Source organism: Citrobacter sp. JGM124 (genome assembly GCF_018257795.1).
Lineage (GTDB): Bacteria > Pseudomonadota > Gammaproteobacteria > Enterobacterales > Enterobacteriaceae > JGM124.
In genome coordinates this window covers 367,514-386,645 of the sequence record NZ_JAERJD010000002.1, presented here as the reverse complement: position 1 = coordinate 386,645, position 19,132 = coordinate 367,514, and the positions used below count along the sequence as shown (strand labels likewise).

At 46.2% G+C, this 19,132-nt stretch carries 16 protein-coding genes and 5 pseudogenes; 8 read left to right on the top strand and 13 right to left on the bottom strand.

All coding sequences use genetic code 11. The features are described 5' to 3' along the window. Positions 1-103: 103 nt before the first annotated feature. Positions 104-1,339: a peptidase T gene (gene pepT / locus JK154_RS04340; RefSeq protein WP_211991265.1), complete on the top strand. Its 1,236-nt coding sequence runs from the start codon at positions 104-106 to the stop codon at positions 1,337-1,339. 38 nt (positions 1,340-1,377) lie between these two features. On the opposite strand, the gene JK154_RS04335 is transcribed toward pepT, so the two are convergent. The 8 genes from JK154_RS04335 to rluE all read right to left on the bottom strand — a co-directional run bounded on the left by JK154_RS04335 (position 1,378) and on the right by rluE (position 9,171). Then, entirely contained in the window at positions 1,378-2,499 is a 1,122-nt protein-coding gene (locus tag JK154_RS04335) for a cupin domain-containing protein (RefSeq protein WP_211991264.1), read from the bottom strand. A gap of 74 nt (positions 2,500-2,573) precedes the next feature. Continuing rightward, positions 2,574-4,043, bottom strand: a complete 1,470-nt coding sequence (gene phoQ, locus JK154_RS04330) for a two-component system sensor histidine kinase PhoQ (protein ID WP_211991263.1) — start codon at positions 4,041-4,043, stop codon at positions 2,574-2,576. After that, positions 4,040-4,714, bottom strand: coding sequence for a two-component system response regulator PhoP (phoP, locus tag JK154_RS04325; protein ID WP_211991262.1), 675 nt, complete (start codon positions 4,712-4,714; stop codon positions 4,040-4,042). The genes phoQ and phoP overlap by 4 nt, the downstream gene beginning before the upstream one ends. A 120-nt stretch (positions 4,715-4,834) precedes the next feature. After that, positions 4,835-6,205: an adenylosuccinate lyase gene (gene purB / locus JK154_RS04320; RefSeq protein WP_211991261.1), complete on the bottom strand. Its 1,371-nt coding sequence runs from the start codon at positions 6,203-6,205 to the stop codon at positions 4,835-4,837. A gap of 15 nt (positions 6,206-6,220) precedes the next feature. After that, the gene (gene hflD / locus JK154_RS04315; protein ID WP_211991260.1) at positions 6,221-6,850 is read right to left on the bottom strand and encodes a high frequency lysogenization protein HflD; all 630 of its coding nucleotides are present in this window, start codon (positions 6,848-6,850) and stop codon (positions 6,221-6,223) included. Positions 6,851-6,876: 26 nt separating this feature from the next. Next, positions 6,877-7,986, bottom strand: coding sequence for a tRNA 2-thiouridine(34) synthase MnmA (mnmA, locus tag JK154_RS04310; RefSeq protein WP_211991259.1), 1,110 nt, complete (start codon positions 7,984-7,986; stop codon positions 6,877-6,879). Positions 7,987-8,037: 51 nt separating this feature from the next. Continuing rightward, positions 8,038-8,499: an NUDIX hydrolase gene (locus JK154_RS04305; protein ID WP_211991258.1), complete on the bottom strand. Its 462-nt coding sequence runs from the start codon at positions 8,497-8,499 to the stop codon at positions 8,038-8,040. Between the two features lie 9 nt (positions 8,500-8,508). Further along, entirely contained in the window at positions 8,509-9,171 is a 663-nt protein-coding gene (rluE, locus tag JK154_RS04300) for a 23S rRNA pseudouridine(2457) synthase RluE (RefSeq protein ID WP_211991257.1), read from the bottom strand. A gap of 117 nt (positions 9,172-9,288) precedes the next feature. Here rluE and icd point away from each other — a divergent pair, with 117 nt between their 5' ends. Then, positions 9,289-10,539 carry an NADP-dependent isocitrate dehydrogenase gene (icd, locus tag JK154_RS04295; RefSeq protein ID WP_211991256.1) on the top strand — a complete coding sequence of 417 codons (1,251 nt, stop codon included), beginning with the start codon at positions 9,289-9,291 and terminating at the stop codon, positions 10,537-10,539. A gap of 120 nt (positions 10,540-10,659) precedes the next feature. On the opposite strand, the pseudogene JK154_RS04290 reads toward icd, so the two are convergent. Next, positions 10,660-11,136: pseudogene (locus JK154_RS04290) on the bottom strand (tyrosine-type recombinase/integrase); the annotation flags it as partial. A gap of 11 nt (positions 11,137-11,147) precedes the next feature. Here JK154_RS04290 and JK154_RS17840 point away from each other — a divergent pair. Then, positions 11,148-11,425, top strand: a pseudogene (locus JK154_RS17840) (hypothetical protein); the annotation flags it as partial. Positions 11,426-11,502: 77 nt separating this feature from the next. Beyond that, positions 11,503-12,024 (top strand): hypothetical protein, encoded by a 522-nt coding sequence (locus JK154_RS04285; protein WP_211991255.1) that lies wholly within the window; start codon positions 11,503-11,505, stop codon positions 12,022-12,024. Between the two features lie 223 nt (positions 12,025-12,247). Here the strand turns inward: JK154_RS04285 and JK154_RS04280 are convergent, their stop codons facing one another. The 3 genes and pseudogenes from JK154_RS04280 to JK154_RS04270 form a co-directional block, all read right to left on the bottom strand. Then, positions 12,248-12,838: a helix-turn-helix transcriptional regulator gene (locus JK154_RS04280; RefSeq protein ID WP_211991254.1), complete on the bottom strand. Its 591-nt coding sequence runs from the start codon at positions 12,836-12,838 to the stop codon at positions 12,248-12,250. 341 nt (positions 12,839-13,179) lie between these two features. Next, a pseudogene (locus JK154_RS04275) lies at positions 13,180-13,692 on the bottom strand (integrase core domain-containing protein); the annotation flags it as partial. 47 nt (positions 13,693-13,739) lie between these two features. Further along, positions 13,740-14,659, bottom strand: a pseudogene (locus tag JK154_RS04270) (IS3 family transposase); the annotation flags it as partial. A 415-nt stretch (positions 14,660-15,074) separates the two neighbouring features. On the opposite strand from JK154_RS04270, the gene JK154_RS04265 reads away from it, so the two are divergent. The 4 genes and pseudogenes from JK154_RS04265 (at position 15,075) to JK154_RS04250 (ending at position 17,514) form a co-directional block, all read left to right on the top strand. Then, on the top strand, positions 15,075-15,614 hold the full coding sequence (locus JK154_RS04265; protein WP_211991252.1) for a hypothetical protein: 540 nt from the start codon (positions 15,075-15,077) through the stop codon (positions 15,612-15,614). 725 nt (positions 15,615-16,339) lie between these two features. Continuing rightward, positions 16,340-16,576 carry a DUF1441 family protein gene (locus JK154_RS17705; RefSeq protein WP_249215764.1) on the top strand — a complete coding sequence of 79 codons (237 nt, stop codon included), beginning with the start codon at positions 16,340-16,342 and terminating at the stop codon, positions 16,574-16,576. Continuing rightward, positions 16,570-16,701, top strand: a pseudogene (locus JK154_RS04255) (NADP-dependent isocitrate dehydrogenase); the annotation flags it as partial. The gene JK154_RS17705 and the pseudogene JK154_RS04255, both read left to right, overlap by 7 nt. Positions 16,702-16,773: 72 nt before the next feature. Then, the gene (locus JK154_RS04250) at positions 16,774-17,514 is read left to right on the top strand and encodes an SDR family oxidoreductase (RefSeq protein ID WP_211991251.1); all 741 of its coding nucleotides are present in this window, start codon (positions 16,774-16,776) and stop codon (positions 17,512-17,514) included. 139 nt (positions 17,515-17,653) lie between these two features. On the opposite strand, the gene JK154_RS04245 is transcribed toward JK154_RS04250, so the two are convergent. Next, the gene (locus JK154_RS04245) at positions 17,654-19,123 is read right to left on the bottom strand and encodes an ATP-binding protein (protein WP_211991250.1); all 1,470 of its coding nucleotides are present in this window, start codon (positions 19,121-19,123) and stop codon (positions 17,654-17,656) included. Positions 19,124-19,132 lie beyond the last annotated feature (9 nt).

Genomic DNA, 19,132 nt, shown 5'->3' with positions numbered 1-19,132 from the left:
AGTAAGTGATTTCATTGCACCCCCCATAACTATGATATGACGCAATACTTAGCATCCCAAGCTTATCAATAATGACCAAACCGCTAATCATAAGGTGAAAGCAATGGACCAATTACTTGATCGCTTTCTGCAATACATTTCTTTTGATACGCAGTCCCGGGCTAATTCAAAGCAAACACCCAGTAGTCATGGTCAATGGGATTTATTGCAATTATTGCAGCAGCAGCTTACCGATTTGGGTTTGACGGACATAAATTTAAGCGATAAGGGGATTCTGATGGCAACGCTGCCCTCCAGCGTTTCCCATAAAGTACCGGTTGTTGGTTTTATCGCTCATGTGGATACCGCCCCAGATTTCAGTGGCAAGCATGTACAACCTCAAATCATTGAAGGCTATCGCGGTGGCGATATCGCTCTCGGTATCGGGGATGAGATTTTGTCACCCGTAATGTTTCCAGTATTGCACCAGTTAATAGGGCAAACCCTGATCACGACCAACGGTAAAACGTTACTGGGTGCGGATGACAAAGCCGGTATTGCTGAAATTATTACTGCCCTGGCCGTGCTTAAACATGCCAACATTCCACATGGTGATATTAGGGTTGCTTTCACACCGGATGAAGAGATTGGCCGGGGAGCGCTATTTTTTGATGTGGAGCAGTTTGCGGCTGACTGGGCTTATACGGTGGATGGTGGTGGGGTCGGTGAACTTGAGTTTGAGAATTTCAATGCCGCAGAAGTGAAAATTGAGATCGTCGGCAACATGGTACACCCGGGCTCGGCAAAAGGCGTTATGGTCAATGCACTGGCCTTGGGGGCTCGTATACAAGCGCAGCTACCGCCTGAAGAAACCCCTGAATGCACTGAAGGCTATCAGGGTTTTTACCACCTGCAGAGTGTGAAAGGCAATGTAGAACGGGCAGAAATACACTACCTCATCCGGGACTTTGACACTCAGCAATTTCAGCAACGTAAAAAAAGGATGATCCAAATCGCTGAAAACGTTGGTAAAGGATTACCGCCCATGTGTTATATCGAGTTGGTGATCGAGGACCGATATTATAATATGCGTGAAAAAGTACTCGCGCATCCCTATGCCCTGAATATTGCCCGTCAGGCGATAACAGCATGTCAAATTGAACCGATTCTGAAGCCTGTGCGGGGCGGGACGGATGGCGCGCAGTTATCCTATAAAGGTCTGCCTTGCCCCAATCTTTTTACCGGGGGACACAACTATCATGGTAAACATGAGCTGATCACGCTGGAAGGAATGGAAAAGGCCGTGAATGTCATCGTGCAGATAGCCAGGCTGACCAGCGAAGTCACGACAGCACAGTGAGGACATAGCGGTAGCCCCATGAGGCTACCGCTTGCTGACTAGTCTTCGAAATACCAGTAGCCGTTATTCACCAGAGCTGTCAGTAACAAAAGGAATGCCGGATCTTCCAGGGCATCAGCAAAGTGTTCGGCGTGTAATGCCAGATGAGTCGCCAGGGCTTCCAGTGCTTGATGATGCGGGCTATCCAGTTTTTCACCGTTCACGTAGACGTCATTGGCAACGCGCAGTACACGCAGCCCTCCCGCACGTGTCAGAATATCCCCTTGCTGTAAGGCATCAGCGATTTCATCAGCCTGATAGGGCGGTTCGGGTGGGGCGATATCCAGCTCATGGCGAGACTGGCTGATAAATTCACCAAACCAATGATTAAATGTTTCTGGCTGATTAATCAGGCCTGTCATCATGTCGCGCAGTTTATCCAGCTCTTCTGGCAGGATATCCGCAGGATGTTCACGGGCAGGCACCTGAGGATCGCTGTAACGTACACTGCCCAGTTCACGTTGCAGGACATAGTCAGCAAAACCGCTAATCAGCTCTCGTCCGCTAGGTGCCCTGAAGCCTACTGAGTAGTTGAGGGCATTTTCCAGTGCATAGCCCTCGTGCGGGAACCCCGGTGGGATGTAGAGAATATCTCCGGGCTCCATCTCTTCGTCAATAATGGCATCGAAGGGCTCCACCTGTAATAAGTCCGGGTGTGGGCAGTGCTGTTTCAGCACGGCCTTTTCACCAACGCGCCAGCGACGGCGACCGAGCCCTTGAATAATAAAGACGTCATACTGGTCAAAATGAGGGCCGACACCCCCACCAGGAACCGAAAAAGAGATCATTAAATCATCGATGCGCCAGTCAGGTAATGCCCGAAAAGGGGTCATCAGCGCACTGGTAGGCTGATGCCAGTGGTTAACAGCCTGAACCAGTAAAGACCAGTCATGTTCGCCTAAGTGATCATAGGCCTGAAATGGCCCGTGGCTCACTTGCCATTTCCCTTCGTTATGACTGACGAGACGACTGTCTACTTCATTTTCCATTGCCAGACCAGCCAGTTCATCGGGTGAAATGGGGTCAATAAAATTCTTAAAGGCATGCTTCAGAATCACCGGACGTTTTTGCCAGTAACGTTCGATAAAGTCTGGCCAGTTTATATCAAGCTGATAGTCCATAGTGGTTACCTTGGAGGGATGAAACAGAACTGTCAGGGATTGTAACGGATGACGATGCATCTGGGCGCATATTTTTACTCTGTTTCCGGGATGATTCGCTGATGGGCAAAAATAATTTCCATACGGGCTCCCCCGAGTGGGCTCACCCCAATAATGATATTACCGTCATACTGGTCGAGAATATCCCGAACGACGGAGAGGCCAATGCCCTGACCAGGACGTAAGGTATCTGCACGCTGACCACGGTGGAATACGCGTTCCCGCTGGCTTTCCAGAATGCCGGGGCCGTCATCTTCAACAATCATATGCAAGGTGTCATCATTATGTTGTATGGAGACTTCGACAAACTCCAGGCAGTACTTGCAGGCATTATCCAGTACATTTCCCATGACTTCCATAAAGTCATTTTTTTCGCCGACAAAAATGGTTTCCGGAGAGATGTCCAGCGTAATACTGACCCCTTTGCGCTGATACACTTTGTTAAGAGCTGAACATAAACTGTCGAGCAACGGTGCAACTGAGTGAAGCTCCCGGCTGAGTAAATTGCTGTTGCCCCGCATATTGGCACGATGCAGGTAGTAGCCAATTTGCTGGGAAATACGACTAATCTGCTCCAGCATTTCAGGCTCTGCCTGATCAAGGCTTATTTTGTTGCCACGCAGAGATCTGAGTGTCGATTGCAGCACGGCGAGCGGCGTTTTTAAACTGTGGGTCAGGTCTGTCAGTGTTGTGCGGTATTTATCATAACGTTCGCGCTCAATGTGCAACAGACGATTAAGATTTTGTACCAGGTAAGTGAGTTCAGGCGCGGTTTCCGGATTAAGACTGTCGCGGTCACATTGTTCGAGTTCCCGGACTTCTCGTGCCAGTGCCTCAATTGGGCGTAAACTCCACCAGGCAGCCAGTAATAACAAAGGCACAACTAATAACACGTTGGCTAACAGAACATAAATGAACCAGCTCCACACCATATAGGAGCGTTTAAGCTCTATTGGTATCGTATCCACCATAACGATACTGACTTCAGGCATGCGATCCGTAGCAGGATAATGATTAACCGCGACAGAGTGTGTCACCTCATAGTCATCATCCGCTTCGTTGTCGTACATGACTTTGAGCTCATTGATTTTGTCTTTATCATCTCCCAGTAATGCGCTGCTGGTGGCAAAATTGGCCTCCAGCTCATAAAAACCGTTACCATTTAACCATTCTTTACGGATCTGGTTGAAAATAAAAGGAACATCGCGCTGGCTCCATAACAGATTTCCCTTAGAATCATAAATAATAGCCAGGGCCGGACTTTGCATATTTAAGTCGGGGGTTAAGGCAACATCCAGTTTCTGCTCTTTCCAGTTGGCCAGGGTATAAATGAGGTTGCTTTCCCCGCGCAGCAAACGAAAGGTCGTTTTATCAAAACTGACGCTGTAACCCACCAGTGCGACCAGTCCATAGGCCAGTGACAACACCATCACGACGGCAGCTGTCGCTAATAAAAAGCGAATACGCAGCGACAGGGGCAATATAAGGCGAAAGAAAGTTCTCATGACGGGATATCAAACCGATAGCCTTGCCCACGTACCGTAGTTATCACGTCGGGGGCATATTCAGCCTGAATTTTTTTACGCAAACGCCCCATGAGAACGTCAATAGTGTGGCTTTCACGCAGTTCAGCATCGGGGTACAGCTGTAGCATCAGGGAATCTTTGCTGACCACCTTCCCGGCATTACGAATGATGGTTTCCATGATGGTGTATTCAAATGCAGTCAGTTTGATAACCTGGCCATTAATCGACAATTCCCGACGGGACAAATCCACCTGAAACGGTGGCAGTGAAATAAGCTGTGAAGCCAGGCCACTGTTACGACGCATTAATGCCTGCATACGGGCAACGATTTCTTCAAGGTGAAAAGGTTTGGTTACATAGTCATCAGCCCCGGCACCCAGCACTTCTACTTTATCCTGCCAGCCTTCCCGGGCGGTGAGTACCATAATGGGAATGCTCACGTTATGGCTGCGCCAGCGACGAATTAAGCTCATGCCATCTTCATCAGGTAGCCCCAAATCGATAATCGCGATATCGGGGGTATGCTCATTCAAGAAATAGTCTGCCTCTTTGGCATCTTCCGCGGCATCAACTTGATGGCCTCCCTCGCGCAGCTGTACCGCAAGGTGGTGACGGAGCAAAGCATTATCTTCGACAACCAAAACGCGCATAGCTCATCCTCATATAAGAAATAACTTATACAGTCTAACGCGTATTTTGGGGAAGCAGGAGATTGACGACGAATAAATCACGAGAAACCCCCGAAAAACGGGGGCTCTTAGTTGATGATATTACTTCAATTCATCAACCATTTTGATGGCACGACCAAGATAGTTCGCCGGTGTCATCGCTTTCAGGCGAGTTTTTTCGTCTTCAGGCAGATCAAGCCCGTCGATAAACTGCTTTATGCCTTCGGCATCAACACGTTTGCCGCGAGTCAGTTCTTTCAGTTTTTCGTAAGGCTTTTCTATCCCGTAGCGACGCATGACAGTCTGGATCGGCTCCGCGAGCACTTCCCAGTTGCTGTCCAGTTCAGCCAGCAGCTTGTCACGGTTAACTTCAAGCTTGCTTACCCCTTTCAGTGTTGACTGATAAGCAATCAGCGCATAGCCAATACCCACACCGAGGTTACGCAGGACAGTCGAATCCGTTAAGTCACGCTGCCAGCGTGAGACAGGCAGTTTACTGGCCAGATGTTGCAGTAACGCATTCGAGAGACCGAGATTGCCTTCTGAATTTTCAAAGTCAATCGGGTTGACTTTGTGTGGCATGGTGGAAGAACCAATTTCCCCGGCAATGGTTTTTTGTTTGAAATGGTTCAGTGCAATGTAGCCCCAGATGTCACGGTCAAAATCGAGTACAATGGTGTTGAAGCGGGCAATGCAGTCGAACAGTTCAGCAATATAGTCGTGTGGTTCAATCTGGGTGGTGTATGGGTTCCACTGAATTCCCAGAGAGGTAACAAAGCTTTCGCTAAACGCATGCCAGTCCACTTCGGGGTAGGCCGCGATATGCGCGTTATAGTTGCCAACCGCACCGTTAATCTTGCCGAGGATTTCCACTCTTTCCAGTTGACGACGCTGTCTTTCCAGACGGTAGGCCACATTGGCCATCTCTTTGCCCAGGGTTGAAGGCGTTGCTGGCTGGCCATGGGTCCGGGAGAGCAGAGGAATATCACGATACTGCGCTGCCAGCCCTTTAACGGCGTCAATTAACTGCTGCCAGTAAGGCAGGATCACCTCTTGACGGGCAGTTTCCAGCATCAGAGCATGGGACAGGTTATTAATATCTTCAGAAGTACACGCAAAGTGAATAAATTCTGATACTGCATGCAGGGCGGGAATATGGGCCACTTTTTCTTTAAGAAAGTATTCCACCGCTTTGACGTCATGGTTAGTGGTGCGCTCGATAGTTTTAATCCGTGCAGCATCGGCTTCATTAAATTCAGCCACAATCTTATCGAGGTAACCGTTTGCGTCGTCGTCAAAAACCGGAACTTCCGTGATGGTTGCCTGCGAGGCCAATTTCTGCAACCAGCGTACTTCGACCTGTACGCGGAATTTCAGTAAACCGAATTCGCTGAAAATAGCGCGCAGAGCGCTGACTTTATCGCCATAGCGCCCGTCAACGGGGGAAACAGCGGTCAGTGCGGATAATTCCATAACAACTCCTGGGGATTAGCAATGAGCAAGAATTTGTTTGGCCTGTGCAGACAGGCGACCACGAGAAAACATTAACTGTAAACGTCCACCACCGACTTGATGCCACAATACCGCGGCACGAATACCGGCCAGCAGTGTCGCGCGGACTTTACTTTGAATCTGTGAATTTTGCAGAACAGCAGGGGCGCCTGTCACCTGGATACGTGGGCCCAGGGGACTAATGACATCCACATAAATCCCCGCCATGGCATTGAGCAAAGGATCGGACTCAAGACCAAAATGGTCCAGCTGACGCTGCAGGCCCTGGATACTACTACCCAACTGATGCATCGCCTCTTTGTTGGCACTGAGCTTACGCTCAAGCACCATCAAACTGAGGGTATAACGCGTTAGTTCCGCACTTAACCCCTGGCGACTACTGGCGTTGAGCACACTGAGCAGGGTTTCAAGGCCGAGTTTAAGATTCGCTTCTTTACCGCCAAAAACACCTAAAGTCGAACCCGGGTCCTGGTCTATGACGCTATTCAGTGATACGCGAAGGGCATCGTTATCGGCTTGTCCTTGATGCGCGAACTGCTGCACCAGAAGGGCAGACTGGCAAATACCCGCCAGGGCGAGTGTGATGTCGTAGTAGTTTTTAGCCACGCGGCCCTTGTCCTTGTATCGTTTCGTTAGTTAACGAGGGGTATACGTTCTTCAATCACGCCGCCACCTAAACAGACCTCTGCACAATAAAAAACGGCAGACTGGCCAGGTGTAACGGCAGCAACAGGCTCGTCAAAACGGACCTCTACACGCCCATCAGCAAGTGGGGTAACGGTGCAGGGAATATCCGTCTGACGATAACGTGTTTTTACTGTGCAAAGCAGCGGGGCACTGAGTGGTTCACGGCTGACCCAATCCAGCTGCCCGGCAATCAGCCCGGTTGACATTAAACGTGGGTGGTCATGGCCCTGGGCAACAACCAGCAGGTTTTCTTCAACATTTTTGTCAACCACATACCAGGGATCTTCCGAACCTTCTTTGGTGCCGCCGATACCCAGTCCTTTACGCTGCCCCAGGGTATGGTACATCAGCCCCTGATGCTCGCCGATTATTTCATTATCGACGGTAATTATTTTCCCTGGCTGGGCGGGAAGATAGCGCCCGAGGAATTCGCGAAACTTACGTTCGCCAATGAAACAGATCCCCGTGGAGTCTTTTTTCTTTGCCGTTATCAGATCTAACTGCTCGGCAATTCTACGGACTTCAGGCTTTTCCAGCTCGCCAACCGGGAATAAACTCTGTGCAATTTGTTCATGGCTCAGTGTATAGAGGAAGTAGCTCTGATCTTTATTGCTGTCCAGGCCACGCAATAACTGACTTTTCCCATCAATGTCTCTGCGACGGACATAGTGACCTGTGGCAATGTAATCCGCCCCCAAATCTTCAGCGGCAAATTCCAGGAATGCTTTGAATTTGATCTCTTTATTACACAGGATATCAGGGTTAGGCGTTCGCCCGGCTTTATATTCCTGAAGGAAATGCTCAAACACATTATCCCAGTATTCAGCCGCAAAATTGACGGTGTGTAACTCAATGCCGAGTTTATCACAGACAGCCTGAGCATCGGCCAGGTCTGAAGCGGCGGTGCAATAGTCTTCACCATCGTCTTCTTCCCAGTTTTTCATAAACAGGCCTTCCACTTGGTAGCCCTGTTGCTGGAGCAAATAAGCGGAAACGGAAGAATCAACACCACCGGACATACCGATGATGACTTTTTTCTGGCTGTTATCAGACATAGCATACTCACGACATTGAATTTCAAGCGACGTATTCTAACACGCACTCTTTTACTTGACACCCTCTGTAAATGGCCAGTTAAACGCATTGAGCACAGAAAGTGGATATCGGACATTTTTTTGGTAGCAACGCACACTTTCGGCAACCAGTAATGAACGTAAGTTCTTTGCTTCAAGGATTTGTTGGGCTGTAACCCAGTGGCAGCAGTCAATATCGCTGTCATGAGGGTGAGTAGCCACGGTTTTGTCTAAATCAATGGCAAACAAAAAACGCAAAAATGGCGTTTTATCTGGGGCTATCCACTGGTGGAGTCCCAAAAACGCCTGGGGAACGGCCTCGATCCCGGTCTCTTCCCACAGTTCACGGCTTGCTGCCTGAATAAGGGTTTCATCGGCTTCCAGATGCCCGGCTGGCTGATTCCACAGTGCTTGACCCTTAATGGTTTCTTCAACCACTAAAAATTTGTGTTCTGCCTGTACAACACAGGCCACAGTAACATGGGGTTTAAACATGGACACTCCTTATAACGTGGGCGGTGAAACCTCTTGCCAGTCGCCAGGAGCCAGTCCCGCGAGGGTGAAAGGCCCCATGGCATAGCGGATTAAACGCAGGGTAGGGAGCCCCACATGGGCTGTCATCCTCCGTACCTGACGGTTACGTCCCTCATACAAGGTTATCTCTAACCAGGATGTGGGAATGGATTTACGCTCGCGAATCGGGGGATGCCGTGGCCACAACCAGGCAGGTTCTTCAACCAGCCGAACCCCGGCAGGCAAGGTTAAACCATCATTAAGCTCAACTCCCCGACGCAGTGCCTCAATGGCAGAGGCTTCAGGTATTCCTTCTACCTGTGCCAGATAGATTTTGCCAGTACGTTTACCTGGCGCCGTCAGACTTGCTTGCAGCGCCCCGTCATTGGTGAGAATGAGCAGGCCTTCACTATCACGATCAAGACGCCCCGCGGCGTAGATACCCGGCAGCGGGATATAATCTTTGAGCGTTAAACGGCCTGATTCATCAGTAAATTGCGTCAGTACATCGTAAGGTTTATTAAACATTACGATGCGTTTTGGCCCTTTATCATAATTTATTTTCGGCGATCTGTTTGAGCTGAATCGTTTAGTTCTGTGATTTTTGCTGGAAGTCTTGTTCATAGTATTTTCAGAAAGTAGAGATTGGCGCATTATAGCGGAAATCATCAGCGATTGGCGCGGGCGCGATATTGCAGTAGTATGTGCCCGCACATTACAAATGATTAACATAAAATCAGTAGCCACCAGAAGCGCTCGAAGGAGAGGTTAATGGAAAGTAAAGTAGTCGTTCCGACGGAAGGTAAAAAGATCACCCTACAAGATGGCAAACTCACTATCCCTGACAACCCCATCATTCCTTTTATTGAAGGTGATGGTATTGGTGTAGATGTCACGCCAGTGATGATCAAAGTTGTTGATGCCGCCGTTGAAAAAGCCTACAAAGGCGAGCGGAAAATTTCCTGGATGGAAATCTACACCGGTGAAAAATCTACCCAGCTGTATGGGGAAGATGTTTGGTTGCCGGAAGAGACTCTCGACCTGATTCGTGATTACCGTGTGGCTATCAAAGGCCCTCTGACGACGCCAGTCGGTGGTGGTATTCGCTCCCTGAACGTAGCCCTGCGCCAGCAGCTTGATTTGTACATTTGTCTTCGCCCTGTTCGTTACTATGATGGCACCCCAAGCCCAGTCAAGCATCCTGAACTGACCAACATGGTTATCTTCCGTGAAAACTCAGAAGATATTTATGCAGGAATTGAGTGGAAGGCAGACAGCGCTGAAGCGGAAAAAGTGATCAAATTCTTGCGTGACGAAATGAACGTCACCAAAATTCGCTTCCCGGAACATTGCGGCATCGGTATTAAGCCTTGTTCAGAAGAGGGAACCAAACGTTTGGTTCGTGCCGCCATTGAATATGCGATTGCCAACGATCGTGACTCAGTGACGCTGGTACACAAAGGCAATATCATGAAGTTCACCGAAGGGGCCTTTAAAGACTGGGGTTACCAGTTGGCTCGTGAAGAGTTTGGTGGCGAGCTGATTGACGGTGGCCCTTGGGTTAAAATTAAAAACCCGAATAACGGCAAAGATATTGTCGTTAAAGATGTGATTGCCGATGCCTTCCTGCAACAGATCCTGCTGCGCCCGGCTGAGTATGATGTTATTGCCTGTATGAACCTGAACGGTGATTATATTTCTGATGCTCTGGCCGCACAGGTCGGTGGTATCGGTATTGCCCCAGGGGCAAATATCGGTGATGAGTGCGCACTGTTTGAAGCCACCCACGGTACTGCACCAAAATATGCAGGCCAGGATAAAGTGAACCCAGGTTCCATTATCCTGTCTGCTGAAATGATGCTCCGTCATATGGGCTGGACGGAAGCGGCTGATTTGATCGTCAAAGGCATGAGCGGCGCCATCAACGCCAAAACCGTGACTTATGACTTTGAACGTCTGATGGATGGCGCTAAACTGCTGAAATGTAGCGAGTTTGGTGACGCAATCATCGAAAACATGTAATACTGTTTTCTGTTGAAAAATAAGCGGGAGCCTGATGGTTCCCGTTTTTTATTATTAGCATGCGAACGGTTAGCAAAAAGTTTGCAAAATAAGTTAGCAAAACCCCCCTTAAAAACTCCGTTAAAGTGCGACTGTCGTCCAGTCCTTTCCCCGGTCATCGTTGTATCTGTCGGTCTGTTTTTGTGACTTATGGCCAAGCAACTTCCTCGTATCGATTCCTTGTTCCTTATAAAGTCGTTCAGCTAAAGATCGTTGCTCATGAAATGTAGCCGGCGTCCCATCACCCCAGTCGATTTCTGCTTTATTTCTGGCCTTGGTGAAGTTAGTTGTGAGTGTATTGCCGCTGACCTGAGCACCTCTTTCTGCTTGTGATGTTGAACGGAAATAATGAACGAGATACGGACTGATCGCGTAATCTCGACACCGGGATATCACTTCTTTTAAACTCCAATTAATCACATTAAGTCGCAGGGAAAGTGGGATAGCTATTTTACTGCCCGTTTTCTCCTGGATAATATGTAAGTGATCATCCCAAATATCGCTAAATTTCATATTTGAAATATCCCCCAGTCTCTGACCAGTAACGAGTGCCAATAGATGCTTCGGTTTATTGCATCGTTGATATCGACATGCGTATGTTGCAACCCGCTGAACTCTATCGCGCTCAATACGGTACATTCTTAATCGAGACTATCGTGGCGTGAAGTCTGCCAAGGACAAGCTGGTAGCTCGTTGCGTCAATGCGGTACCGGTACCACCACCATTTGCAGAGGTTCTGGTACCGGAAAATTTTCCTGAACTCTGTCAATCGAAAAAAAACTGCAGCATGAAGTACAATTCCATTTCAATCGAGATAGTTCTCTGTTTAAAATTAATACGGGATTAAAACTTACCGAATTACTCGTGTGATTATGAACTATGAGGTTTTTGTTCGATCCACATAAAATTTAGGGATGGTATCTGATGGATTCTGGAGTTGCTTCTGTTATCGCCGCAATCATAGCTGCGGCTGCTGCAGTAGTAGGTTTAGTTATAACAAAAGAAAATAAAACATCTGAATTTCGGCAAAATTGGATAGATGGCCTCAGAGAGGAGCTTGCTGAATTGATGGAATGTTTTTTACGTTTTAGAACTTGCAGTTCAAAAGACCGTCATAGCGTGAGAAGCAGAATCAACTTTCTTTCGGCAAAAATTAGGCTCCGATTATCTAGTGATTCGCCATCAACTGACGAAACCAAGCTTCTTATAATTATAAACAGTAACATTCTTAACCCTGAACTGAATATTGATTGCACGGAAATTGTTAACCAATACTTTATCTCAAGCGCGAGAATTTTGAAGGCTGAGTGGAAGAGAGTGAAACGTGGAGAAATAAAATATAGGATAGCAGTAGCTATTGCATATTTAATTTTATCTATATTTGCGTCTTATTACGTATTTGAAACAATTTATTTTGTAAGTCAAGCTATTGATACTTTATTTTAGGCAAAAATTTATTTTCCATAATCACCTGTTCATAATGCCGTGTCATCCTGAACAACTGTGACACTCGATTCCCGGTGCCATGGAGAACTCTGTGGAGCAGTTGTAACTCATTAAGCATTTTTTAGGGATCCTACCCCCCGAAACTGTGGAGGCCATTGGTTTTCTACAAGCAAAAATTAAGTTCTATGCTGTGTTGATGGAGTGCTTCAAACAAGAACAAAAGTCAATTATTTAACTTTCTTTGAAGAAGAGCTTCAATAAGCGTATTTATCATTTCTTGCTCTTCTCCCGTTAACTCCTCAAAGCGAGGATGAGTATGATTGGTAGAAGTAGACATCTCTGTTGGAACCATTAATTCAAAAGGCCGTCGTTCAAATGCATCAGCAATAGTAGCGAGAGTACCAATTGTGGTACTGGATTCTCGGCTAAGAACACGCTGTACCGTTGCCTGTGCAATGCCAGCTTTCTCACTAACTCGTTGCTGTGAGCTCAGAGAACTATTATTATCCATCCATTGGCGTAGGTTCTCGGCAACAATTCCGCCAATATAACCGCGGATTCCATATTCATGCGATTCTATATCCTTACTGATTGGTATGTAGTGGATTTTGTCTAACCAGAACTCAGGATGATTGGATGCTTTTTCTATCCTACGCGCTGATGCAGTACTGATATTACGATGTCCTTTTATCCATCGACTTACGACGCTTTGTTGTACTTCCATCGCTTCCGCTATATATGTTTGTTTGTTATCGAAGCATCTACGAATGATTTCAATCAAATTATCTCGGCGTATATCAGAAATGCTCTTCATGAGAGAAGCCTTTAAAACAGTTGATCACTTTATTAAATTATAAATAAATTACTGAAATGGCAATGCGGTAAATAGTAAACAGTACGATACCTTTTACCATGGCACTGGTAAGGGCAAATTTACCGGAACTTTTCGGAATGAAGGTATAGCCAGTATGAGCTATCAGGAAAATCGTAACTAGCTGAAAATAAGAATAAACCCCTAAAGGCTCTTCGAAGTCTTTTTGTTTGCATTCCCAAAAGAACCATCAGTGTCAGCATAGTTGTCATCCCCTCTGAAAAATCAATCTGAGGGCATGGAGTGACCGGTAAGTGCCAAGATAGTTGTCACCCCCGGTTAATTTAAGCCGCCTGTTTTTCCCGTTCCGGATTCAGGGTGACTGCCCCTTCAGGCTGCCAGTTTCTCGTTTTACCTGACCACCTTTCAGGATGAACTTGTCTCGCGCTCCGGTACAGTTCATCACGCTGTTTCAGAAGCGCATGATCTTCACCACGATGTCGCTCTGACGGAGTCACATAGCGTATTCCGCTGTGACGGTGCGTTTCGTTATACCACCGGGTAAATTTATCCACCCACTGACGGGCATCCGACAGTGTCCTGAACCCCGATGACGGCCACTGTGGCACATACTTCAGAGTCCGGAGCAGTGACTCTGCATACGTATTATCGTTATTCACCCGCGGACGGCTGTGGGACGCCGTGATATTCAGTCCGTGCAGTTTCATCTGTAACGTCTGTGATTTCATGGCTGCGTCGTTATCTGCGTGTAGTACCAGCGGATGCCGCCAGCAGCCTTCACGCATGACACTGCGCTGCATTAAGGCAGCAGCCTGTTCACCGCTTTCTGTCTGGTAATCCCCCCATTTTTAACGGAGGCGATAAGTAGAATCAGTTCAAGCACTGAATATGCTGCAATACAGGCATTTTGCTGCGGTTTTCCAGGCTGAATAAAATTGAGTCGAATACCTTGCGTTTTAGCCCATGCAATCAGTGTATTACCTGCATACTCCGGACCGTTATCACAACGAATTGAAGACGGTTTACCTTTCCACTCAATGATCTGCTCCAGCGCTATTACAACCCGTAGTGCCGGAAGTGAAAAATCAACCTCAATGGCCAGTGCTTCACGGTTAAAGTCATCGGTCACATTGAGTAAACGGACAGAACGACCATCCGACAGTTGATCGTGCATGAAACCCATAGACCAGCTTACGTTGTGGCTTGCCGGTACAGACAGTGGCTCAGGCTTTTCACGTTTTAATCGTTTTTTAGGCTTTATTCGCATGTTAAGAGACAGTTCGCAATAGATACGATAGATCCTTTTGTGGTTCCACCTGAACCCTTTCACATTGCGTAAATATAGCCCGAATCCCCAATTTTTTGGCTGTCCGTGATCCGAATAAGCCAGTCAGCAATATTACTGATTTTTGATGTGAAGAACTGGGGTATAGCGATAACAACATTCACTAATAGCAAAAATCTGACATGCCTGCTGAATACTGACTCCCTGAAAGGTGACTGCATGCTGCGCCATCTGCTTCCGGTCTGACGGCTTCACCACTTTTTTGCCATCGCTTCCTGAATAATTTCGGACTTCAACCGTTCTTCGGCATACATCTTTTTAAGACGACGGTTTTTCTCTTCCAGCTCTTTTAGCCGGGACATAAGGGCAGTATCCATCCTCCCGAATTTTGAACGTCACTTATAAAAACTGGCGCTACTGATACCGTGCTCCCGGAAACGCTCAGGAACAGGTGTTCCGGCTTCCGCTTGTTTAAGAATGGCGATGATCTGGCTGTCAGTAAAACGTGATCGTTTCATAGAAATCCCGCAAAGGCTATAGCGTGGGTATTACAACAGGCATTCACTGAGAGCCTGTGATAATAGTGTCTCTGAAAATCAAGAAGACACGTACCGCCATTTTATATGATTTAGTATGGTGAAAAGGTTTGTAATTAGAGCACTTATGAGTAAATCTAACGTTTACTTTTTGAAGTTAGATTAGATAAGAAATTTCCAATATGGATATAAAAACAGTTAAATATTTAAGCTCAATATCTGCAAACGACATAGATAGACAGTTCTATGTCGACTCTTGTACAGGTGAAAAAAAGTTATTTATACATATTTTGGAGGAATTATACCCAAAGTTACTTTAACTGGAAAACTGGCTGATAGGGCATCAGCGCTTTCTTTGATTCTTAGGGATCTAGAAAGTGCGCGTAAATGGTATGCGATGGCGATTGAGCTTATTCCTGAAGACATTCTACCAAATGTTGATAGAACAGGTAATCATCACCTAGTAGAAAAAGATATCGCAGATAAAATAAGACCATTAATGATTGCTAGTATCATTTTTTATGGCAAAGCATTTACTACTGCTGATGGCCGAAAATTGAAGGCTGAAAAAAATTGGCTTTCTGATGAATATACAAGCATGCATGATTATATTATGGATGTAAGGAATAATTTTGTAGCTCATGGTGGTGTTGGAGATTATGAAAAATCTGAAACAGTTATTTTATTGGTTCCAAAAAATAAAAAAGAAATTATTTATTTCCCTACTAATACAAGAGGTCAGATGAACATGTTTCTAAGTGCTGATGGAGGTGCCGATGTTTTAAAACACTTTGATCATGCTATTTCTATTGTGAATGATAAATATCATGCGTTATTTCCTCGATTAGTCGAGATTGCAAAGTCTAGGTCTCTAGTTTTTTGGATGAGTGCGGCACAAGCGGGGGAGGCGATACAAATTGATAATTTTAAAAAATAGCTAATAGTGTCTCATTTATATCAGTTTATAGTTTAGTATAAAAAGGAAATACTAAGTTTCTCGTTGTTTGGTACCACCCCGATACCAAATCTAGCCTTGAAATTAGCCGACTTTTTTTTCAAAATAACTACGTGGAGACATGAGGTGATCTAATAACTGTGCACTGATTGCCCTTGTGACTTAACAATGTAGTCAGTTGGCAAAAAAATACGCGATTAAGGTGCTACTTCTGTAGCTAACCTTGCATGTGACCATAACCGATTGGCATAGCCTAAATAATTTCGCCGATCTCGACTAGTTGTATTTGGAATGATCTAATTGCTAATTAAATGCATCAATTGATATCGATTGTCATTTGCAAAGGTACTCCCGGAGGGGGAGGCCTACCACGGGGCAGGTGGCTCGTGGGAAACGGCTCGTTTTTGGATTCTCATGCGGACACCACCAAGTCATGTAACTCATTGACCTAACGATTAAAACAACAAAATGACCTGTCCTTTTTGCAAATAAAGTGGACAGTTGACTATTGGTTAACAATATGTTTTAAATAAAAAATAGGCATTTTAGCTGGTGTGAGGAATCGGCAATGTCAAACATCAGCAATATTGGAGACGTATATAGCTGGAGTATCGCAAAAATAGCCAAAGCATTTGGCATGGATCGCAAAGCCGTTAAACGACAGTTACTGGAGGCCAACATACCCATCGCCGGAACTGTCCGAGGTAATGCTGTCTACGCGAATCAAAGATGTTGGTCCTGCTTTGTTTGGTATCGCCCGTAGTTCTGATCCTGATGAAATTCATAACCCATCTCTGATGAAGCCTAAAGAGCGCAAAGACTGGTTTCAGTCCGAAAATGAGCGGGTAAAACTAGAGCCCTCTCTTAAACAGCTTGTTCCGGCCAGTGATGTACACCGCGAAATGGCGTTGATACTCAAAGTTGTTACCCAAGTCCTGATTTGATAGTCAAAGGCATGAGCGGCGCCATCAACGCCAAAACCGTGACTTATGACTTTGAACGCCTGATGGACGGTGCCAAACTGCTGAAATGTAGCGAGTTTGGTGACGCGATGATCGACAATATGTAATCCATTTTATTGGGTCAGATGATAACGGGAGCCTGATGGTTCCCGTTTTTTTTGGGCCGGGAAGGAGTCAACATGGGAAGGTTTCAGGGGAAACGAGTACTGATCACTGGCGGTACCAGTGGCATGGGGCTGGCGGGTGCTCTGCGCATTGTGGCTGAAGGTGGCCACGTAGCCATTACGGGGCTTAATGATAAAAGGCTCGAACGTGCACGTAGCCTACTACCTGCGACATCGCTTATTTTAAAAAGCGATGCTGCAAGCGAGACTGATATAAATGCGCTCGGGAAAGCGATTGGCGACTGGGGTTCACTTGATGGGCTATGGCTTAATGCCGGTTCCGCAGAGGTAGGCTGCCCGGAGTCTGTAACGGCTGATTCGTTTAATCGCCTGATGAACGCTAATGTGCGTGGCCCGATGCTCCAGCTGGCAGCACTCGCCAAATCACTTAATTCAGGCGCATCCGTGCTGGTCACGTCTTCATCCTCGGTCTATGAAGGTGCGGCGATGACAAGCTTATATGCAGCGACGAAAGGTGCTGTTATCGCTATGGTCAAAAGCTGGGCATCTGCACTGGCCGAACGTGGTATCCGCGCCAACACGTTGGTACCAGGCCCCATTGAAACCAACTTCAGGCACTTTATGCCAGAGGAGTCGCGTCAGCAGTTTGAAGATTTCGTGATAAACCAGGTTCCTTTGGGGCGTGCAGGAACACCAGAAGAGGCCGCTGCGGTTGCACTTTTTCTTCTCTCCGATGACGCTTCCTATGTAACTGGCAGTCAGTATGCTGTGGACGGCGGACTGGTACATTACTGATCGTTTACTAAGGCTCACGAAAGCCATTGCAATTAATCCAGTGAAGCCCGCCTTGTACCAGTGGCGGAAGTTGCTGGATCGTATTAATGACCGGGGGCCAGTTACATGGCTGTTTCTGTCTCGCCGTCACTGCAAATATTCACCAGAATTTATACCAGGGACGCGCTTTTATACTGTTTAGTTGTAATCTTTCAGAACCTGAGGCCAGTGTGTCCTTGCTGTTTTCGATTATGGTTGCACAAAGCTTACCGATGGATTCGGTCAACGCTGTTTCAAATTCTCGGCTTACGTCATCATAACCTGTATCTGCATGAATAAATTCATGGATCAGTACACCAGAGAACTCATCAACAGACGAAAGACACTTTCTGGAAATGATTACACTACGAGTTTGTGGGTCCCAGCAACCCAGTGTTTCTACTGTCGATAAAATATCCGGCCGCAGTGTCTCTGAAATTTTAATATCTAATACACTTGCAGGAATACCACCAAAGAGATCAATTACCTTATCTTTTAATAAAAAAACGTTTCGCTCTCGAGCTGTCAAATTAATTTCATTTACAAATTCAAATCGAAAACTTTCGTTATAATTCTGAACATAGTGTGTAATATCATTGATTGAATTACCTTCATCATCCACCTTGTCGGTCAGTCGCTGACGAAGATTATCTGGTATTGTTATTATTTTTGTACCATTCTTTATTGCATCATCCACAATGTTAGGATGTAAAATACTTTCAGTAGCCGTAATAAATACGACATTACCGTTTTTATTTAATAATGTAATTGCATGCTCCTGGACATCAATCCAGGATAGTTCATCATGCATGGTGCCAGTGCTAAATCCGGACATATCTTCGGCAAGCAAATCTGCAACATATTTATTTGATGAAGATAACAATATTTTCTTCACTGCATCCGTGTAAGCACTTCTGCCAACGTGGGTTCGTTCACGGTTGATCGCTTTCTTCAACTGCGCATTCATTTGGGTAATGTTAAATGAAAACAGAAAATTATCTTCCTGAGCAACGAGAACGCCATTGATGAATATTTTTCCGGCACCCGATGAATGACTGACGATTTGCCCGTACTTGGTTGTGTCTATGATGCTATCGTTGCTGAAAGCAAGAAACATGTCCTTTGCCGCTTGTATTTCATCATCTGAGATGCCTTCTAAATAAATGGCTGTACCTTCAAATGTGGTATCAATCGCATCTTCAATCACGGCATGCAGTGTCGTGACATCACCAAACCCCTGTTTGGACATTTTACTTGTAGTGATTTTCCCGTAACGAGACTGAATCTGGCATTTGACGCCATTCCGCTCAAAGGTTGCTAAAGCATCTTTTAACCCGATGCCGAATCGTCCTATGACTCCGGGTGTTGTAAGTTTTTCCTGATTCTCGTTCTGAGTTAAATGTGCATATCTAAGTCCCCGACCATAATCTCTTATTAGCCAGTGACCATCGACCTTCTGGATGGATACTGCCGCAGTTCCAGTAATAAGTTGCTCATCCAGAGCATTTGCAATAATTTCCCTTACTGCATGCCGAACTTCCCAGTTTTCCAGTATTTTTTCAATGTTGAGATCAAATGCTTTGACTGACATACCTAAACT

Bases quoted from the DNA above. Each gene is read 5' to 3' on its own strand.
- pepT (WP_211991265.1), top strand. From the start codon at position 104: ATGGACCAATTACTTGATCGCTTTCTGCAATACATTTCTTTTGATACG.
- JK154_RS04335 (WP_211991264.1), bottom strand. From the start codon at position 2,499: ATGGACTATCAGCTTGATATAAACTGGCCAGACTTTATCGAACGTTAC.
- phoQ (WP_211991263.1), bottom strand. From the start codon at position 4,043: ATGAGAACTTTCTTTCGCCTTATATTGCCCCTGTCGCTGCGTATTCGC.
- phoP (WP_211991262.1), bottom strand. From the start codon at position 4,714: ATGCGCGTTTTGGTTGTCGAAGATAATGCTTTGCTCCGTCACCACCTT.
- purB (WP_211991261.1), bottom strand. From the start codon at position 6,205: ATGGAATTATCCGCACTGACCGCTGTTTCCCCCGTTGACGGGCGCTAT.
- mnmA (WP_211991259.1), bottom strand. From the start codon at position 7,986: ATGTCTGATAACAGCCAGAAAAAAGTCATCATCGGTATGTCCGGTGGT.
- JK154_RS04305 (WP_211991258.1), bottom strand. From the start codon at position 8,499: ATGTTTAAACCCCATGTTACTGTGGCCTGTGTTGTACAGGCAGAACAC.
- rluE (WP_211991257.1), bottom strand. From the start codon at position 9,171: ATGCGCCAATCTCTACTTTCTGAAAATACTATGAACAAGACTTCCAGC.
- icd (WP_211991256.1), top strand. From the start codon at position 9,289: ATGGAAAGTAAAGTAGTCGTTCCGACGGAAGGTAAAAAGATCACCCTA.
- JK154_RS04285 (WP_211991255.1), top strand. From the start codon at position 11,503: ATGGATTCTGGAGTTGCTTCTGTTATCGCCGCAATCATAGCTGCGGCT.
- JK154_RS04280 (WP_211991254.1), bottom strand. From the start codon at position 12,838: ATGAAGAGCATTTCTGATATACGCCGAGATAATTTGATTGAAATCATT.
- JK154_RS04265 (WP_211991252.1), top strand. From the start codon at position 15,075: ATGGCGATTGAGCTTATTCCTGAAGACATTCTACCAAATGTTGATAGA.
- JK154_RS17705 (WP_249215764.1), top strand. From the start codon at position 16,340: ATGCTGTCTACGCGAATCAAAGATGTTGGTCCTGCTTTGTTTGGTATC.
- JK154_RS04250 (WP_211991251.1), top strand. From the start codon at position 16,774: ATGGGAAGGTTTCAGGGGAAACGAGTACTGATCACTGGCGGTACCAGT.
- JK154_RS04245 (WP_211991250.1), bottom strand. From the start codon at position 19,123: ATGTCAGTCAAAGCATTTGATCTCAACATTGAAAAAATACTGGAAAAC.